The sequence below is a fragment of the Thioalkalivibrio sp. ALE25 genome (genome assembly GCF_000377285.1).
GTDB lineage: Bacteria > Pseudomonadota > Gammaproteobacteria > Ectothiorhodospirales > Ectothiorhodospiraceae > Thioalkalivibrio.
Map to the genome: position 1 here is coordinate 168,484 of NZ_KB897930.1, position 16,425 is coordinate 184,908.

General features: G+C 67.2%; 14 protein-coding genes. 11 read left to right on the forward strand and 3 right to left on the reverse strand.

Annotation, left to right across the window (positions count from 1 at the left end):
* Positions 1-396 precede the first annotated feature (396 nt).
* Positions 397-1,215: a class I SAM-dependent methyltransferase gene (locus tag C996_RS0106870; RefSeq protein ID WP_018866715.1), complete on the forward strand. Its 819-nt coding sequence runs from the start codon at positions 397-399 to the stop codon at positions 1,213-1,215.
* Positions 1,212-2,060: a methyltransferase domain-containing protein gene (locus C996_RS0106875; protein ID WP_018866716.1), complete on the forward strand. Its 849-nt coding sequence runs from the start codon at positions 1,212-1,214 to the stop codon at positions 2,058-2,060. The genes C996_RS0106870 and C996_RS0106875 overlap by 4 nt, the downstream gene beginning before the upstream one ends.
* A 39-nt stretch (positions 2,061-2,099) precedes the next feature.
* Here the strand turns inward: C996_RS0106875 and C996_RS0106880 are convergent, their stop codons facing one another.
* Positions 2,100-2,834, reverse strand: a complete 735-nt coding sequence (locus C996_RS0106880) for an arginyltransferase (RefSeq protein ID WP_018866717.1) — start codon at positions 2,832-2,834, stop codon at positions 2,100-2,102.
* A 154-nt stretch (positions 2,835-2,988) separates the two neighbouring features.
* On the opposite strand from C996_RS0106880, the gene metH reads away from it, so the two are divergent.
* The 5 genes from metH (at position 2,989) to C996_RS0106905 (ending at position 10,795) form a co-directional block, all read left to right on the forward strand.
* Positions 2,989-6,780: a methionine synthase gene (gene metH / locus C996_RS0106885; RefSeq protein WP_018866718.1), complete on the forward strand. Its 3,792-nt coding sequence runs from the start codon at positions 2,989-2,991 to the stop codon at positions 6,778-6,780.
* A 149-nt stretch (positions 6,781-6,929) separates the two neighbouring features.
* Positions 6,930-7,322: a PH domain-containing protein gene (locus tag C996_RS0106890; protein WP_018866719.1), complete on the forward strand. Its 393-nt coding sequence runs from the start codon at positions 6,930-6,932 to the stop codon at positions 7,320-7,322.
* Positions 7,319-7,642 carry a hypothetical protein gene (locus C996_RS0106895; protein WP_018866720.1) on the forward strand — a complete coding sequence of 108 codons (324 nt, stop codon included), beginning with the start codon at positions 7,319-7,321 and terminating at the stop codon, positions 7,640-7,642. Before C996_RS0106890 ends, C996_RS0106895 begins: the two co-directional genes overlap by 4 nt.
* 57 nt (positions 7,643-7,699) lie before the next feature.
* A complete protein-coding gene (locus tag C996_RS0106900) occupies positions 7,700-9,253 on the forward strand; it encodes a bifunctional GNAT family N-acetyltransferase/carbon-nitrogen hydrolase family protein (protein WP_018866721.1) in 1,554 nt (517 codons plus the stop codon).
* Positions 9,254-9,421: 168 nt separating this feature from the next.
* A complete protein-coding gene (locus C996_RS0106905; RefSeq protein ID WP_018866722.1) occupies positions 9,422-10,795 on the forward strand; it encodes a response regulator in 1,374 nt (457 codons plus the stop codon).
* Between the two features lie 81 nt (positions 10,796-10,876).
* Here C996_RS0106905 and C996_RS0106910 read toward each other — a convergent pair whose 3' ends face one another.
* Entirely contained in the window at positions 10,877-11,674 is a 798-nt protein-coding gene (locus C996_RS0106910; protein ID WP_018866723.1) for a dienelactone hydrolase family protein, read from the reverse strand.
* 194 nt (positions 11,675-11,868) lie between these two features.
* Here C996_RS0106910 and C996_RS0106915 point away from each other — a divergent pair, with 194 nt between their 5' ends.
* From C996_RS0106915 to C996_RS0106930, 4 genes are read left to right on the forward strand one after another with little or no spacing between them, the layout of a single operon-like run.
* Complete coding sequence (locus C996_RS0106915) at positions 11,869-12,765, forward strand: HDOD domain-containing protein (RefSeq protein ID WP_018866724.1); 897 nt, start codon at positions 11,869-11,871, stop codon at positions 12,763-12,765.
* A 44-nt stretch (positions 12,766-12,809) separates the two neighbouring features.
* Positions 12,810-13,394 (forward strand): Slp family lipoprotein, encoded by a 585-nt coding sequence (locus tag C996_RS0106920; protein ID WP_018866725.1) that lies wholly within the window; start codon positions 12,810-12,812, stop codon positions 13,392-13,394.
* A 2-nt stretch (positions 13,395-13,396) separates the two neighbouring features.
* Positions 13,397-13,888 carry a Slp family lipoprotein gene (locus tag C996_RS0106925; protein ID WP_018866726.1) on the forward strand — a complete coding sequence of 164 codons (492 nt, stop codon included), beginning with the start codon at positions 13,397-13,399 and terminating at the stop codon, positions 13,886-13,888.
* 60 nt (positions 13,889-13,948) lie between these two features.
* A complete protein-coding gene (locus tag C996_RS0106930; protein WP_026279230.1) occupies positions 13,949-14,947 on the forward strand; it encodes a zinc-binding dehydrogenase in 999 nt (332 codons plus the stop codon).
* Between the two features lie 211 nt (positions 14,948-15,158).
* Here the strand turns inward: C996_RS0106930 and C996_RS0106935 are convergent, their stop codons facing one another.
* Positions 15,159-16,373, reverse strand: coding sequence for a TraB/GumN family protein (locus C996_RS0106935; protein ID WP_018866728.1), 1,215 nt, complete (start codon positions 16,371-16,373; stop codon positions 15,159-15,161).
* Positions 16,374-16,425: the final 52 nt, after the last annotated feature.

Genomic DNA, 16,425 nt, shown 5'->3' on the forward strand with positions numbered 1-16,425 from the left:
GCTGGGGCTCAACTTGTAATTTTTGCGCAAAACCTTCAGGGTATAAAAACGATTTCGGACACAACGCCCGCGTTCAGACGCAGCGCGAGGCGCCGTAAACGATCCCCGAGCCAGGCGGGATGGGCCCGCCAGACCACGGCTCGGCATCCGGGTAATGAAGAGCCCTCCGGATGTGCAGGATGAACCGGCCAGGCCGGTAGCGGGCGCTGCGAACAACGCGCCCGTTGCATTGCTACCCGAACACCAGGCCTGGCCTGGGCGGATCGGGCGAATGGCGAGACCGCCGGGACATGCGGGGGTCGCGGTTCTCTGCGTTTGCGGGGTGTTGTGCCGACGGATCGGCCGCGGGCCGTCCGTTCACGCTTACGACAGCAGCAAAAGCCAAGAGGAACCAGCATGGCAGCGAACATCAAGAATGATCAGGATTTCGGTGACAAGCCGACCGAACGTCGCGATACCGAGAACTACCTCAACGAGTACACCACCGGTTTCGTCGACAAGTGGGACGACCTGATCGACTGGGACAACCGCGCCAAGAGCGAAGGCACCTTCTTTATCGAGGAACTGAAGAAGCGTGGCGCCAAGCGCGTGCTGGACGTGGCCGCCGGTACCGGTTTTCACTCCGTACAGCTGCGCGAAGCGGGCTTTGACGTGGTGACCGCCGACGGCGCCCCGGAGATGCTCGTCAAGGCCTTCGAGAACGGCCGCAAGCGCGGGCACATCCTGCGCACCGTGCAGGCCGACTGGCGCATGCTCAACCGCGATATCTACGGCCGTTACGACGCCGTGGTCTGTCTGGGCAACTCGTTCACCCACCTGTTCAACGAACATGACCGCCGCAAGGCCCTGGCCGAGTTCTACTCCGCCCTGAACCATGATGGCGTGCTGATCCTCGACCAGCGCAACTACGACACCATCATGGACCACGGCTACTCGTCCAAGCACACCTACTACTACTGCGGCGACGACGTGCAGGTGCAGCCGGCCCATGTCGACGAAGGCCTGGCCCGCTTCCAGTATCGCTTCCCGGATGGCTCCGAGTACTTCCTGAACATGTTCCCGCTGCGCAAGGCCTATGTGCGCCGCCTGATGCGCGAGGTCGGTTTCCAGAAGATCGAGACCTACGGGGACTTCCAGGAGACCTATCGCGAGACCGATCCCGACTTCTTCATCCACGTTGCCGACAAGCGTTATATCGAGGGCGAGGAACGATGAGCGAGAACTACTCCGAGGTCGTCGAGACGGCTCGCGACTATTACAACAGCGAGGACGCCGACACCTTCTACAAGATGGTGTGGGGCGGTGAAGACCTCCATATCGGGCTGTACGAGTACAAGGACGAGCCGATCGGCGACGCCAGCCGGCGCACGGTCGCCCATATGTCCGACCTGCTCGGCGAGCCGCAGCCGGAATGGCGCGTGCTCGACATGGGCGCCGGTTACGGCGGTGTCGCGCGCTACCTGGTCGAGAACTACGGCTGCGAAGTCACCGCGCTGAACCTGTCCGAGAAGGAAAACGAGCGCGACCGCGAGATCAACAAGGCGCGCCACCTGGACCACAAGATCACCGTGGTCGACGGCAGCTTCGAGAAGGTCGACGAGCCGGACGCGTCCTATGACGTGGTTTGGTCCGAAGACTCGTTCCTGCATAGCGAGAACGAAAACAAGAAGAAGGTGATTCAGGAGGCCGCTCGAGTGCTGAAGCCGGGTGGCTGGCTGATCTTCACCGATCCGATGCAGACCGACGATTGCCCGGACGGCGTGCTGGACCCGATCCTCGCCCGCATCCATCTGGATTCGCTGGCTAGCCCCGAGTTTTACCGTGAGGCGGCCAAGGCAGCGGGTCTGGAAGAGGTCGGTTTCGAGGAGCATTCCAGCCAGATCGCGACCCACTACGGCCGCGTGAAGCAGGAGCTCGAGTCCCGCGAGGACGAGCTGAAGCACTACATCTCGCAGGACTACATCGACCGCATGAAGCAGGGCCTGCAGCACTGGGTCGATGGCGGCAACTCGGGCTACCTGACCTGGGGCATCTTCCGCTTCCGCAAGCCGGCCCGCTAGGTCGCGCTTGCGAAGCAGGGACCGAGGGGCTGGCCGCCGTCAGGCGGGCAGTCGCCTCCAGACCCCGTCCATGCGGCCTTCGAGCGGCTGGAAGCGGGTCTTGTATTCCATCTTCGGCGCCTGGTCGATCCAGTAGCCGAGGTAGACATGGGGCAGACCGAGGCGGTGCGCATGCGCCACCTGGGTCAGGATCGCGAGGGTGCCCAGGCCGCGGCGCGGCTGATCCGGATCGAAGAAGCTGTACATCGCCGACAGCCCCTGCGGGGTGCGGTCGGTGACGGCTACCGCGACCAGCGTGCCGGCCTGGCGGAATTCGATCAGATCCACCGGGCCGTTATGGTGGGCCAGCATGCCCGTGTATTCCTCGCGCCCCATCTGCTCCATGCCCCCGCCCGCGTGGCGGGCGGTCTGGTAGCGCGAGAACAACGGCATGTGCTCGTCGAGATCGGCGGCGGGCCCGGTGCCCGGCTGCTCCGGCGGGCGCCGGATCGCCACCGCGAGATCCTGATTGCGGTCCAGGCAACGGCGCTGGCTGCGATTCGGGCGAAAGCTCGCGACCGGAATGCGTACCGGCACGCAGGCGGCGCATTCGGGGCAGTGATGCCGGTAGACAAACTGACCGCTGCGGCGAAAGCCCTCGGCCAGTAGCTGGCCGAAGCGGGCACCGCCCAGGCTGACCGCGGGGTCGACCAGGAGGCTCTGCATCTCGCGGTCGTCCAGATAGGGGCAGGCCTGCGGGGCAGTGATGAACCAGCGGATTGGATGTTCCTGCATGGCGCTATCGTGACATCTCCGTGCACGGGCGCAAACAGGGGCATCCCAGACCGCCACGAGATACGAAAGAGCCTGCCGGAAGGGTGGGCTCCACGACCGGGATGGAACCCCGGCGTGTACACTTATCCCATTCGAAACCAATGGTGTACGGCACATGACGGCAACACGTAAAGATATCGAGAAGGCGCTGAAAGAGCGCATCCTGATCCTGGACGGCGGTATGGGAACTACCATCCAGCTGTACAAGCTGGAGGAGGCCGACTACCGCGGCGAGCGCTTCAAGGACTGGGAGTCCGACCTGAAGGGCAACAACGACCTGCTGTCGCTGACCCGTCCGGACATCATCGAGCAGATCCACAACGACTATCTCGAGGCCGGTGCCGACATCATCGAGGCCAACACCTTCAACGGTACCCGCATCGCGATGGCAGACTACCACATGGAGGACCTGGTCCCCGAGCTGAACCGCGAATCCGCGAAGCTCGCGCGCAAGGCCGCCGATGCCTGGACCGAGAAGACCCCGGACAAGCCGCGCTTTGTCGCCGGTATCCTCGGCCCGACCAACCGCACCGCGTCGATCTCGCCGGACGTGAACGACCCGGGCGCGCGCAACGTCGATTTCGACACCCTGGTCGAGGCCTACAAGGAGGCCGCCGAGGCCCTGGTCGAGGGCGGCGTGGACCTGCTGCTGATCGAGACGGTGTTCGACACCCTGAACGCCAAGGCCGCGATCTTCGCGGTGAAGACGCTGGAAGACGAGCTCGGCAAGGACCTCCCGATCATGATCTCCGGGACGATCACCGATGCCTCCGGCCGCACCCTGTCCGGCCAGACCACCGAGGCCTTCTGGAACTCGGTGCGTCACGCGAACCCGGTCTCCATCGGCCTGAACTGCGCGCTGGGCGCGAAGGAAATGCGCCAGTACGTGGAAGAGCTGTCGCGTATCGCCGACACCCACGTCTCCGCGCACCCCAACGCCGGTCTGCCGAACGAGTTTGGCGACTACGACGAGTCCCCGGAGCAGATGGCCGCGGACGTCGGTCCGTGGGCCGAACAGGGCATGCTGAACATCATCGGCGGCTGCTGCGGCACGCTGCCGGAGCACATCCGCGCGATGCGCGAGGCGGTGGAGAAGCATCCGCCGCGCAAGGTGCCGGAGATCGCCCCGGCCTGCCGCCTGTCCGGCCTCGAGCCGTGCAACATCACCGACGACTCGCTGTTCGTGAACGTCGGCGAGCGCACCAACGTGACCGGCTCGCGCAAGTTCCTGCGTCTGATCCAGAACGAGGAATTCGACGTCGCGCTGGAAGTCGCGCTGAACCAGGTCGAGGGCGGCGCCCAGATCATCGACATCAACATGGACGAGGGGATGCTGGAGTCGCAGGACGCGATGGTCCGCTTCCTTAACCTGCTGGCCGGCGAGCCGGACATCGCCCGCGTGCCGGTGATGATCGACTCCTCCAAGTTCGAGATCATCGAGGCCGGCCTGAAGTGCGTGCAGGGCAAGCCGGTGGTCAACTCGATCTCCATGAAGGAGGGCGAGGAGAATTTCATCAAGCAGGCCCAGCTGTGCCGCCGCTACGGCGCCGCGATCGTGGTCATGGCCTTCGACGAGGACGGCCAGGCCGACAACGAGGACCGCCGTGTCGAGATCTGCACCCGCGCCTACAAGCTGCTGACCGAGAAGGTCGGTTTTCCGGCCGAAGACATCATCTTCGACCCGAACATCTTCGCGGTCGCGACCGGTATCGAAGAGCACAACAACTACGGCGTGGACTTCATCGAGGCCACCCGCCGCATCAAGAACGACCTGCCGCACGCGCTGGTCTCCGGCGGCGTGTCCAACGTGTCGTTCTCCTTCCGCGGCAACGAACCGGTGCGCGAGGCGATCCACGCGGTGTTCCTGTACCACGCCATCAAGGCGGGCATGGACATGGGCATCGTCAACGCCGGCCAGCTCGCGGTCTACGACGACATCGACGAGAAGCTGAAGGAAGCGGTCGAGGATGTGGTCCTGAACCGTCGCGATGACGCGACCGAGCGACTGCTTGACCTGTCCGAGGAGTACAAGGGCCAGGGCGGCGGCAAGAAGGAGGAGAACCTCGAGTGGCGTGAATGGGAAGTCACCAAGCGCCTCGAGCACTCCCTGGTCAAGGGCATCGACACCTACGTGGTCGAGGACACCGAAGAGGCGCGCCAGGCCTATGACCGCCCGATCCAGGTGATCGAGGGTCCGCTGATGGACGGCATGAACGTGGTCGGCGACCTGTTCGGCGAGGGCAAGATGTTCCTGCCGCAGGTGGTCAAGTCCGCCCGCGTGATGAAGAAGGCCGTGGCCCATCTGATCCCGTACATCGAGGCCGAGAAGACCGGCACCGAGAACAACGGCAAGATCCTGATGGCCACGGTGAAGGGCGACGTCCACGACATCGGCAAGAACATCGTCGGCGTCGTGCTGCAGTGCAACAACTTCGAGGTCATCGACATCGGCGTGATGCAGCCGGGCGCCGAGATCCTGAAGGCCGCCAAGGAGCACGATGTCGACGTCATCGGCCTGTCCGGCCTGATAACCCCCTCGCTGGAGGAGATGGCCAACTTCGCCGCCGATCTCGAGCGCGAAGGCATGAAGACCCCGCTGATGATCGGGGGCGCGACCACCTCGCGCGCCCACACCGCGGTCAAGATCGAGCCGAACTACTCCGGTCCCGTGGTCTGGGTGAAGGACGCCTCGCGTGCGGTGGGTGTGGCCCAGAGCCTGATCAGCCCCGAACTGCGCGAGAAGTACGCCGCCGAGATCCGCGAGGAGTACGAAAAGCTGCGCGTGCAGAACGCCGGGCGCAAGAAAAAGACCCAGTGGGTCACGCTGGAGAAGGCGCGCGCCAACAAGCCGCAGATCGACTGGTCAAGCTATACCCCGACCAAGCCGAAGGCGCTGGAGACCGACAAGCTGCCGGGCGAGCCGACCGTGCTGCACCCGCATGGCGACGGCTCCGTGCTGCTGCGCTTCGACGACTACGATCTGAACGAGGTCGCCGAGTACATCGACTGGACGCCGTTCTTCCACTCCTGGCAGCTGCACGCGGCCTACCCGCGCATCCTGGATGACGAGAAGGTGGGTGAAGAGGCGCGCAAGCTGTTCAAGGACGCCCAGGAGATGCTGCAGCGCATGATCGACGAGAAGTGGGTCACCCTGCGGGGCGTGGTGGGCTTCTTCCCGGCGAACACCGTCAATGATGACGATATCGAGGTCTATACCGACGAGAATCGCTCCAAGGTGCTGAAGAAGCTGCATCACCTGCGTCAGCAGACCGAGAAGCGCCGGGGTCAGCCGAGCCACTCGCTGGCCGATTTCGTGATGCCGAAGGAGGCCGGCGGTCCCGACTACATCGGGGCCTTCGCGGTCAGTGCCGGTGGCGATGTCGACGCCAAGGCCGCGGAATTCGAGAAGGCCAACGACGACTACCACTCGATCCTCGTGAAGAGCCTGGCGGACCGCCTGGCCGAAGCCTTCGCCGAGTGCATGCATCAGCATGTGCGCCGCGAATTCTGGGGCTATGTCCCGGACGAGTCGCTCGAAAACGAGGACCTGATCGAGGAGAAGTACCAGGGTATCCGCCCGGCCCCGGGTTACCCGGCGTGCCCGGAGCACACCGAGAAGTCCACCCTGTGGGAGCTCCTGCAGCCGGAAGAGAACGCTGGCATGACGCTCACCGAGAGCTACGCCATGCTGCCGGTCTCGGCCGTGTCCGGCTGGTACTTCGCACATCCGGAGTCGCGCTACTTCGGTCTCGGCAAGGTCAACCGCGACCAGGTCGAGGACTACGCGAAGCGCAAGGGTATGTCGTTCGAGGAGGCCGAGCGCTGGCTCGCGCCGAACATTGGCTATGACGACAGCGACGAGGCCAAGGCGGAAGCCAAGGCCGAGCGCGAGGCCCGGACCGCGTAACGCCCCGGTCCCGTCTCCGGACCGACCCGTGCGAGCGGGCGGGTCCGGCAAACTGCGAGCCCCGCATCAGGGAATCCCCGGTGCGGGGCTCGCTTTGTCTGGGTGGCCGCGCCAAACTGTTCGGGTCCGCCCGCAACCGGAGTTCGTGCATGTCCGCCCATGAACCCGCGATCGACGCCCGACCGGCGATGTTCCGCAATCACCCGTTCGGTTTCATCCTCAGCCTGGTCCTGATCCCGGCCTTCGGGCTTGGCTTGCTGATCCTGCTTTGGTGGTACCTGCAGACCCGCTCGGTACGGCTGCGCATCGATGCCGACCAGGTGCATCTCGAGCGCGGTCTGTTGTCGAAGTCGCATGTGGATCTGGATATCGGCCAGATCCGCACGGTGAAGGTGGACCAGAGCTTTTTCGACCGCATCTTCCGGGTGGGCCGCATCGCGGTGTACACCACTGGCGACAACCCGGAGTTCCGGGTCACCGGCATCCCCGACCCCAATCGCGTGCGCGAGTACGTGCGCGGTCGCCGCGAGGCCCTGGCATGAGCCGGAGCGATCGCTCCGACAGCCGCCTGGCGCTGCGCATCCTGTTGGGCACATCGGCGCTGGTCGCGTTGCTGGTGGCCCTGCTGGTGCTGGCGGCGGCGGTCTCCCTGCCGGGGCTGTCGGACTGGGTGGCGATGACCTTCGACGACGGCATGGGCCTGAAGAACGCCGCGCTGGTCGCGGCCATCGTGTCGGTCCTTATCTCGATCGTGTTTGCCCTGGCCGCCGGCGAGGGCCTCATCGGGGAACTGCAGTTCATGATCCCCGGCTTTTTCCTGTTCTTCGTCTTCTTCTGGCTGATGCTGGCCTGGATCTTTTGATCCCGGCCGGTGCACCGTGCATCCTGCGTTTCCTTCTCAATCCCCGGAGCCCCGAGCGTGACGACCGACGCGGACAACGAATCCAATCCCCAGCACCACCTGACCCTGCGGCCGACCCGGATCGAGGACTACGAGGACATCCGCGAGATCATGGAGCGGGTCTATCACGACCTGGACGGCGCCTGGAGCGAGGCGCAGTTCCGCTCCCAGGTGAAGCGTTTTCCCGAGGGCCAGATCTGCATCGAGGACAACGGCAAGGTGGTGGCCGCGGCGATCAGCCTGATCGTCGAATACAAGCGCTTCGGCGATCACCACAACTACTGGCAGATCACTGGCAACGGCTTCCTGACCACCCATGACCCGGACGGCGACACCCTCTACGGCGTGGATATCTTCGTGCATCCGGACTATCGCGGGCTGCGCCTGGGGCGGCGGCTGTACGATGCGCGCAAGGAGCTGTGCGAGAAGCTGAACCTGCGGGCGATCGTCGCCGGCGGGCGCATCCCCGGCTACGAGCAGTACCGCGACGAGCTGACCCCGCAGCAGTACGTGCGCCGGGTGAAGAACCACGAGATCACCGATCCGATCCTGACCTTTCAGCTGGCGAACGACTTCCACGTCCGCAAGATCATCACCAACTACCTGCCGGACGACGAGAAGTCCGGGGCCTACGCCACCCTGATCGAGTGGCTTAACATCTACTACGAGGAGAAGGAGAAGCTGATCGGCGGCAGCCGCTCGGACGTGCGCATCGGCGTGGTCCAGTGGCAGATGCGCCCGACGGTGGATCTCGATGCCCTGTTCCAGCAGGTGGAGTACTTCGTGGATGCGGTCTCCGGCTACCGCGCGGATTGCGTGCTGTTCCCGGAATTCTTCAACGGCCCGCTGATGGGGGCGTTCAACCAGGACTACCCGGCCGAGGCCGTGCGCCGCCTGGCCGAATACACCGAGGCGGTGCGCGAGGAGATGGTGCGCCTGGCGCTGGCCTACAACATCAACATCGTGGCCGGCTCGATGCCCGAATACACCGAGGACGTGCTGCGCAATGTCTCCTACCTGTGCCGCCGCGACGGTACCTGGGATCGTCAGTACAAGGTCCACGTGACCCCCGACGAGGTCTCCTACTGGGGGCTGCAGGGCGGGGACGAGGTGCATGTCTTCGACACCGACTTCGGCAAGATCGGCATCCTGATCTGCTACGACGTGGAATTCCCCGAACTGCCCCGGGTGATGGCCGATCATGGCCTGCAGATCCTGTTCGTCCCCTACTGGACCGACACCAAGAACGCCTACCTTCGGGTGCGGCGCTGTGCCCAGGCACGCGCCATCGAGAACGAGTGCTACGTGGTGATGTCCGGCTCGGTGGGCAACCTGCCCAAGGTCGAGAACATGGACATGCAATATTCCCAGGCCGCCGTCTTCACCCCGTCCGACTTCGCCTTCCCGCATGACGCGGTGGCGGCGGAGGCGACTCCGAATACCGAGATGACGCTGATCGTGGACCTCGACCTCGATAACCTGAAGGAGCTGCGCAACCACGGCTCGGTGCGCAACCTGCGCGACCGCCGCCGGGATCTCTACTCGGTCAAGTGGAAGTCCAAGCCAGTGTAGCCCGCGCGGACAAAACGTGAACGCGTTCCGGTTGCCCGTTGGCTGCCACTGGCATCCGGAGGCCGCGCCCCTTAGTCTTGCTGGTACAGGGAGCATCGGTCGCGGTCCGTCGGCCATGATCGAGGCCGCGCCGTCACTGGACGGGCGGATGTCAGTCAGGGGGAAGGAATGAACGAGCAGACGCCGGATCCGAAACGCGCCGCGATTCTCGTGGTGGATGACTCCAAGGTCATCCGGGTCGCGTTGCAGCGCATCCTGCAGGGCCAGCACACGGTCTACGAGGCCGCCGATGGCGAGCAGGCCCTGGAGCTGCTGCAGCAGTATCCGGATATCGGCCTGGTCCTGACCGATCTCTCGATGCCGGGGATCGACGGCCAGGATTTGCTGCTCCGTGTGCGCGATGGCATCGAGAATGTCCCTGCCGATCTCCCGGTGGCGATCGTGACCGGCCAGGAGAGCGACGAGGCCGCCAGCGACGAATGGCGTTCGCTGGGCGCCAGCGCCGTCCTGATGAAGCCGTTCGTGCCGACCCGTGTGCGCGAGGTGGTGGCCGAACTGCTGCCGCCGCCCCCGGAGCCGGAGCCCGCGAGCGCCGGCGCGGAAGTCGATACCGCCGAGGCCGCGGCGCTGCGCGAAGAGGTCGAGCGCCTGCGTCGCGAGCTGATGCTGCGCCAGCAGTCCGCCAACGAGCGCGAGGCGCAGAAGGAACTGGAGCGCCTGCGCAATGCCCTGGGCGAGGCTCGCGATGAATCCACGGCGGCCTTCCAGCGCGCCGAGGAACGCGAGCGCGAGATCGAGACCCTGCAGGCCCGGCTGGAGGAGACCGAGACGGCGCTGGCCGAGGCGCGGGCGCGCGACGAGGAGGCCGCGGCCGCCGGCGAGCAGGCCGAGGCCCGCGAGGCCGAACTGGCCACGCTGCGCGCGCGGGTCGAGGAGCTGGAGGCCGAGGAGGCCGGGGCACCCGCGGCGGCCAGCGAGGCGACCGAGCAACTGCGCAGCCGGGTGCGCGAACTGGAGGGCGAGAACGTTCGCCTGGATCATGACCTGGTCGAGCTGGAGCGCCAGCGCGACGCGGTGCAGAAAGAGCTGCAGGACGCGCGAGCCGAGGCCGATCGCCTGCGCCGCGAGCGCAATCAGCAGTGCGAGCGGGCGGCCGCCGCGGAGAAGGCCCAGGCGGAGGCGGAGCAGCGCTGCGCGGACACCGGGGACTCGGCGGCGGATCTGGGCGAGCGCCTGGTAGCGCGCGAACAGGAACTGGCCGAGTCTCAGCAGCGCAATCAGGAGCTGCGTGGCCGTATCCGCGATCTGGAACACGCCCTGACCGGACACAGCACCACGGCGGCCGCAGAGCCCGAGCGCCCGGCCGATCCCGAGGGGTCGGTCAAGGCGGAGCCGGAGGACCGCCTGCGCGCGCCAGCGTCAGACCCGCCGCACAGGCGTTCCGAGCGCCTGGGGCGCCGGCGCTGGTTCCGGGTGGCCTTCGTGGGAGTGCTGGCGGTTGTGGTCGCCCTGGGTGTGGCGATCTACCTGCGTGGATACTGACGTCGCCGGAGGGCCCGGCGATTCGATGAGTTGTTGGGAGGTGGCGGGCCCGGGTGACCCGGGGCCCGCCGGGGGCATTTCCTACTGGTGGCGGTCGCGCAGTACGCCCAGCAGATGGTTCCAGGAGTCGTGGTCCGCGCGGGCGTCATAGCCCACCGGCATGCCGAATTCCTCGGCAATGGCGTCGGCCCCGGGGTTGGTGAAGCTGTGCTTCACCCCGGAGAATTCCACCACAGTGTAGCGCGCCTCGGCATTCTGCATCTCGTCCTGGAAGCCGGCGATCTGTTCCGGCGGGATCATCGGATCCGCGGTGCCGGTGAAGCTGAGCAGTTCCGCCGTGACCTTGCCGGCCTCGGCCGGGTGCTCGGTCCCCAGGCCGCCGTGGAAGCTGGCCGCAATGTTCAGGTCCATCCCGGCGCGTGCAGCCTCCAGGGCCACAGTGCCACCGAAGCAGTAGCCGACCGCGGAGGGTGCGGCATCGGCCGCCGCATCATGCGCGCGCAGCCAGTCGTAGGCGGCCTGGAAACGGCCCAGCATCAGATCGCGGTTCTCGCGGATCTCGCCGGCGAATTCACCGGCGGTGGAGGGGTGGTCGGCCAGCTTGCCGCTGCCGTACATGTCCAGGGCGAAGGCCGTGTAGCCCTCGCGGGCGAGTTGCTCGGCGCGGTCGCGGGCGTAGTCGTTGTGGCCCCACCACTCGTGGATGACCAGGACCGCCGGATGCGGGCCGTCGCCTTCGGGGTAGGCGAGGTAGCCGGTCATCTCGTCACCGTCGTGGTCGTAAGCGACCTCTTCGGTCTGGATGCCGGCGAAGGCGAGGCCGGGCAGGAGTCCGGCCAGCAGGACGGCGAGCGGCGCGAAAGCGGGTTTGGCGAACATCGAACACCTCCTTGATCGTCGAATCGACTCTCGATAGACCCGGACCCTCGAGTATGGTTCGTTGCCCCGCCGGGTTACAACGATCGGGACAGCGGCTACAGTAGAGACGTCCGGGCCGTGTCAGCGCGCCGGCCCGGGAACAGGACGAGTGGGGCGAAGCGATCGGCGCTTCGCTCCGGCAAGAGGATCCATCCATGTCCGAGCGTTCCGCCAACGATTCCCTGGAGGCCCGGGTCCAGTCGGCCGACAAGCTGCTGGCGATGCCGCAGGTGGTATTCGAGGTCGCGCGTCTTCTGGAGGACGACAACGCGACCGCGGTCCAGATCGCGAACAGCCTGAGCCGCGACCCCGGCCTGGTGGCCCTGGTCCTGCGTATCGCCAATAGCCCCGCCTACGCCCCCGCGCGGACCATCGACTCGGTGGACCGCGCGATCGCGATGCTGGGGCGCGATGCCCTGCAGCGCCTGGTGGTGGCCAGTGCGATCACCCGCGCGACGGCCAGCATCCCCGATCAGGAACGCCTGCCGCTGGAAGTCTTCTGGCGGCATTCCGCTTACTGCGCGGTGATCGCGCGTCAGCTGGCGATGCGGGTGCTGCCACGCCAGGCCAGCGGGATCTTCCTGGCCGGTCTGCTGCATGACCTGGGCAAGCTGCTGCTGTTCTCGCAGTCGCCGGAATCGGCCCATCGGGCCTTCCTCTCCAGCCTGGATGTCGGTGATGGGCTCAGCCCGCAGGGCGCGGAACGCGCCCAGCTGGGGTTTGATCACGCGGAGCTGGGCGGGGCCCTGGCCGAGCACTGGGGACTGCCGGAGCTGCTGGTCGATTGCCTGGCCGGTCATCATCAGCCCATGCAGGCGCCGGAGCGCCACCGCACCGCCGTGATGCTGGTGCACCTGGCCAATACCGGCGCTCATCTGGCCGAGATCGACTCGCGCGACTGGGCCGACGCCCCACCGGTGGACCCGGCGGTCTGGGAGGCCCTGCACCTGGCCCCCGAGGTCCTGCTCTCCGCCGTGGAGGAGGCCCAGCACGAGGTGCTGGCGGTGCAGGACCTCTGCGATCCGGCGCACGACGCGGAGCCGCGCGCGTGAGAGCGTGGCGTGAACCCGCGCCGGCCTCCGGGGTCGGAAGCATTATGTCGATGTCCGCCTGTATCAACCCGGGTCTGCGCATGTGGTTCGCGGCCGTCCTGCTGTTCCTGCTGGCGGGCTGCGCCGGGGTGCCGGCGTCGCTGGCCCCGTTGCCGGCCGCGGCACCGGATCGCGAGCAGGTGCTCGCCGACCCCGAGGCGGTGAAGGGCGAGGTCGTGGTCTGGGGCGGGGTGATCGCGGCCATCGAGAACACCGACGGCGGCACCCGGCTGGAGGTGGTCGCCCGCGAGCTGGATCGTCAGGGCCGCCCGCGGGAGGCTGACCGCTCCCCGGGGCGCTTTCGCGCGGTCAGCGGCGGCTTCCTGGACCCCCAGGTCTACGCCGAGGGCCGCGAGGTCACCGTACGCGGCGTAATCCAGGGCACCGAGGAAGGCAGTATCGGTGACTACGCCTATACCTTCGTGACCCTGCAGGCGGATGCGGTGTACCTGTGGCCACGCCGGCCGCTGCCGTCCGGGCGGTATTATCGCGACCCGTTCTACGACCCCTTCTACGATCCGTTCTACAGCCCCTGGGGCCCGCGTTACGGGGTCTACGGGCGTTATCACCCGCATCCGTGGTACTGGTGAGTATGTCCCGATTCCGGTTTCCCCTGGCAGCCCTGCTGCTGCCCCTGTTCCTGATCGCCTGTGCCTCCGGCCCGCTGGAGGCGCCTGACGACCCGTCCGTGCAGGTCGAACCGCGGGCCGTCACGGCGGACAGCCTGCCCGCCGACGAGCAGGTCTGGGGCGGCGTGATCGCTCGGGTGGACAATCGCGCCGAGGCCACCTTCGTCGAGGTGGTTGGCTACCCACTGACTCGCCAGGAGCCGCAGACCCGGCAGTCCACCACCGGGCGCTTCCGCCTGCGGGTGGACGGTTTCGCCGACCCGGTGGACTATCGCGCCGGTCGCCGCATCACGGGCGTAGGCACGGTTACCGGCGTCGAGGAAGGGCGGATCGGTGAACTGGACTACGTCTTCCCGGTGCTGGATGCCCACTCGGTGCATCTGTGGCCGGAGCCCGACCCGCCGCGTTCATCCGGCGGCGTGCGCTTCGGCATCGGGATCGGTATCGGCCTGTAGCGCGGGACCGGGTCGTCCCGGCGCGCGGGCACAACCATTCGAATTTGTCTGGGAGGTTCCATGCGAGCAGTGGTGTTTGACGAACCCGGCACCGCCGAGGTCCTGCGCCTGGACGAGGTGGCGGAACCGGCGTTGACGGCCCCCGACCAGGTCCGTGTCCGGATGCTGGCCGCCGGCGTCAATCCGGTGGATACCAAGGTGCGCGGCGGCGGCATGATCGTCCCCGGCGCCCCCCGCAACACCCCCGGTTGCGATGGCGTCGGCATCGTCGAGGAATGCGGCAGCGCGGTACACCACGCGCGGCCGGGGCAACGTGTGGCCTTCTGTTTTGGCGGGGTCGGCGCCGATCCGGGTACCTACGCCGAGCAGGTGGTGGTGCCGGAGGCCGCGGTGGTCCCGGTGCCCTCGGCGGTGTCCGATATCCAGGCCGCGGCCCTGCCGCTGACCTGGCTGACCGCGTGGGAGGCCCTGTTCGAGCGGGCCGATCTGCAGCGCGGACAGAGTGTGCTGGTGCATGCGGCGGCCGGTGGCGTGGGCCAGATGGCGGTGCAGATCGCGCGTGCGGCTGGCGCTCGGGTGCTGGGGCTGGTGCGGCGCGACGAGGCCGCCGCCATTGTCACGGCCCTGGGCGTGGATGTCGCCGATCTGCGCAAGCCGGACGCCGGGGAGGCCATTCGCCGGTACACCGATGGCCAGGGCTTCGATGTCGTGCTGGATACCGTGGGGGGCGAGACCTTCCGCGAGGGCCTGGCCCAGGTGGCCTATGGCGGCGACCTGGTGACCCTGCTGGCACCCCCGGCGGATGTCGACTGGAACCCCGCGCGGTTGCGCAACCCGAGTATCAGCCTGGAACTGATGCTGACCCCGATGCTGGAGAACGATCGCCGGCGCCTGAAGCACCAGGGGACCCTGGTGGCCGAGGGCCTGGCCCGGCTGGCCAGCGGGCGGTTGCAGGTCAATGTCGAGGACACCCTGCCCCTGGCCGAGGCGGCCGAGGCCCACCGCCGCATCGAGGCCGGCGGCCGCCGCGGCAAACTCGTCCTGCGCATCCCCGACTAACCCTGTAGTCACCACGCCGCCACGAACAAGGTCAAGGGCGGTTTACAGGAAGACTGGAAGATCGGAAGGTTTCATGGTTGCTTGGGGCTGATCCCACGTTGGAGGCTCCGTTGTTCGTTGGGGTACCACGAAGGCCCCCCCAATTAGCCCCCTTCCAAACTTCCCATCTTCCTGTGATGCGCTTCTTTCCGTGGTGACACCAAGGGACTTGCTAGCCGCCGAAGAGGTGGCTGAAGACGCGGGCGCCGCCGATGTAGGTGCCGGCGGCGGAGCCCAGGGTGGTCAGCAGGAAGACCAGCAGCACGCGCGAGACGCGGTTGCGCCACCAGCCGCGCGGGGTGGTGGTGTCCTGGCGCAGGCTGGCGAAGTCGGAGACCCGGGGCTTGCGCAGGAACAGCTCGGCCGCCGCCGCGACAAAGCCCACCCCGATGGTGGGGTTCAGCGAGGTCAGCGGGGCGGCCAGGGCGGCGGTGAGCACGGTCAGTGGGTGGGCCAGCGCTACGATCGCGCCGATCGCCGCCAGGCCGCCATTGATCAGGACCCAGTCGGTGACCATCTGCACCCCGATGTCCGGGTTGCGCGAGAAGCCGATGGCGAAGCCGGCCAGGATGACCCCGATCACCACCCACGGGATGACCTTCGGCCAGCGCGCCTTGGGCGGGGCCTGGTCGAGCGCCTCGAGGATCGCGTCTGGCGGGGTCAGGTGATCCTCGGCCTGTTCGGCAATCCCGGGCAGGTGCCCGGCCCCGACCACCGCGAGGATGCGGCGGGTGTCCGGGTTGGCCGCGAGCCGGCGCAGGTGGGCGGCCATGTAGTGGTCGCGCTCCTCGATCAGCGTGCGGTAGAGATCCTCGGACTGCTCGGCAAACTCGCTGAAGGTGGACTCCAGCATGTCGCCTTCCTTGAGCCGCTCGATCTCCGATTCGTCGATCTTCTCGCGCGACAGCACCGAGCCGAACAGGCCGCCGATCAGCCCCATGCGCTCCCACCAGCGTACGGCGCGGTAGGTGCGGCGCAGGGTCAGGCCGATGTCGCGGTCGATCAGGGCCAGCGGCAGGCCGCGGTCCAGGGCGCCGTCCATCGCCGCGCGCATCTCGGCCCCCGGCTCGATGCCGTACTGGTCGGCCAGGCGTTGTTGATAGGCGCCCAGCGCCAGGCTGGCGGCGATCATCGGGGCCTGGCCCTTGCGCATCACGCTGAACAGGTCCATGCGGCCGATGGCATCGGGATCCAGCATGGCTCGCTGGCGGCTCTCGCACAGCTCGATGGCGACGCTGTCGAAGGCGCCGGTGTCCACCAGCGCGCGCACCTTGTCGGCGCTGGCGCGCGAGACGTGCGCGGTCCCCAGCACCACGACCTCGGTGTCGCCCAGCTGCAGGACGCGGTGGGGTTCGTCGGCGATCAGTTCCTGGACGGCGGGATTCATGCGTGGCGGGCTCTTGCTCCGGTGGGCGGGCGTATTCTACGGCGAATGCGTG

Coding starts and splice junctions, on each gene's coding strand:
- C996_RS0106870 (WP_018866715.1), top strand. CDS start 397: ATGGCAGCGAACATCAAGAATGATCAGGATTTCGGTGACAAGCCGACC.
- C996_RS0106875 (WP_018866716.1), top strand. CDS start 1,212: ATGAGCGAGAACTACTCCGAGGTCGTCGAGACGGCTCGCGACTATTAC.
- C996_RS0106880 (WP_018866717.1), bottom strand. CDS start 2,834: ATGCAGGAACATCCAATCCGCTGGTTCATCACTGCCCCGCAGGCCTGC.
- metH (WP_018866718.1), top strand. CDS start 2,989: ATGACGGCAACACGTAAAGATATCGAGAAGGCGCTGAAAGAGCGCATC.
- C996_RS0106890 (WP_018866719.1), top strand. CDS start 6,930: ATGTCCGCCCATGAACCCGCGATCGACGCCCGACCGGCGATGTTCCGC.
- C996_RS0106895 (WP_018866720.1), top strand. CDS start 7,319: ATGAGCCGGAGCGATCGCTCCGACAGCCGCCTGGCGCTGCGCATCCTG.
- C996_RS0106905 (WP_018866722.1), top strand. CDS start 9,422: ATGAACGAGCAGACGCCGGATCCGAAACGCGCCGCGATTCTCGTGGTG.
- C996_RS0106910 (WP_018866723.1), bottom strand. CDS start 11,674: ATGTTCGCCAAACCCGCTTTCGCGCCGCTCGCCGTCCTGCTGGCCGGA.
- C996_RS0106915 (WP_018866724.1), top strand. CDS start 11,869: ATGTCCGAGCGTTCCGCCAACGATTCCCTGGAGGCCCGGGTCCAGTCG.
- C996_RS0106920 (WP_018866725.1), top strand. CDS start 12,810: ATGTCGATGTCCGCCTGTATCAACCCGGGTCTGCGCATGTGGTTCGCG.
- C996_RS0106925 (WP_018866726.1), top strand. CDS start 13,397: ATGTCCCGATTCCGGTTTCCCCTGGCAGCCCTGCTGCTGCCCCTGTTC.
- C996_RS0106930 (WP_026279230.1), top strand. CDS start 13,949: ATGCGAGCAGTGGTGTTTGACGAACCCGGCACCGCCGAGGTCCTGCGC.
- C996_RS0106935 (WP_018866728.1), bottom strand. CDS start 16,373: ATGAATCCCGCCGTCCAGGAACTGATCGCCGACGAACCCCACCGCGTC.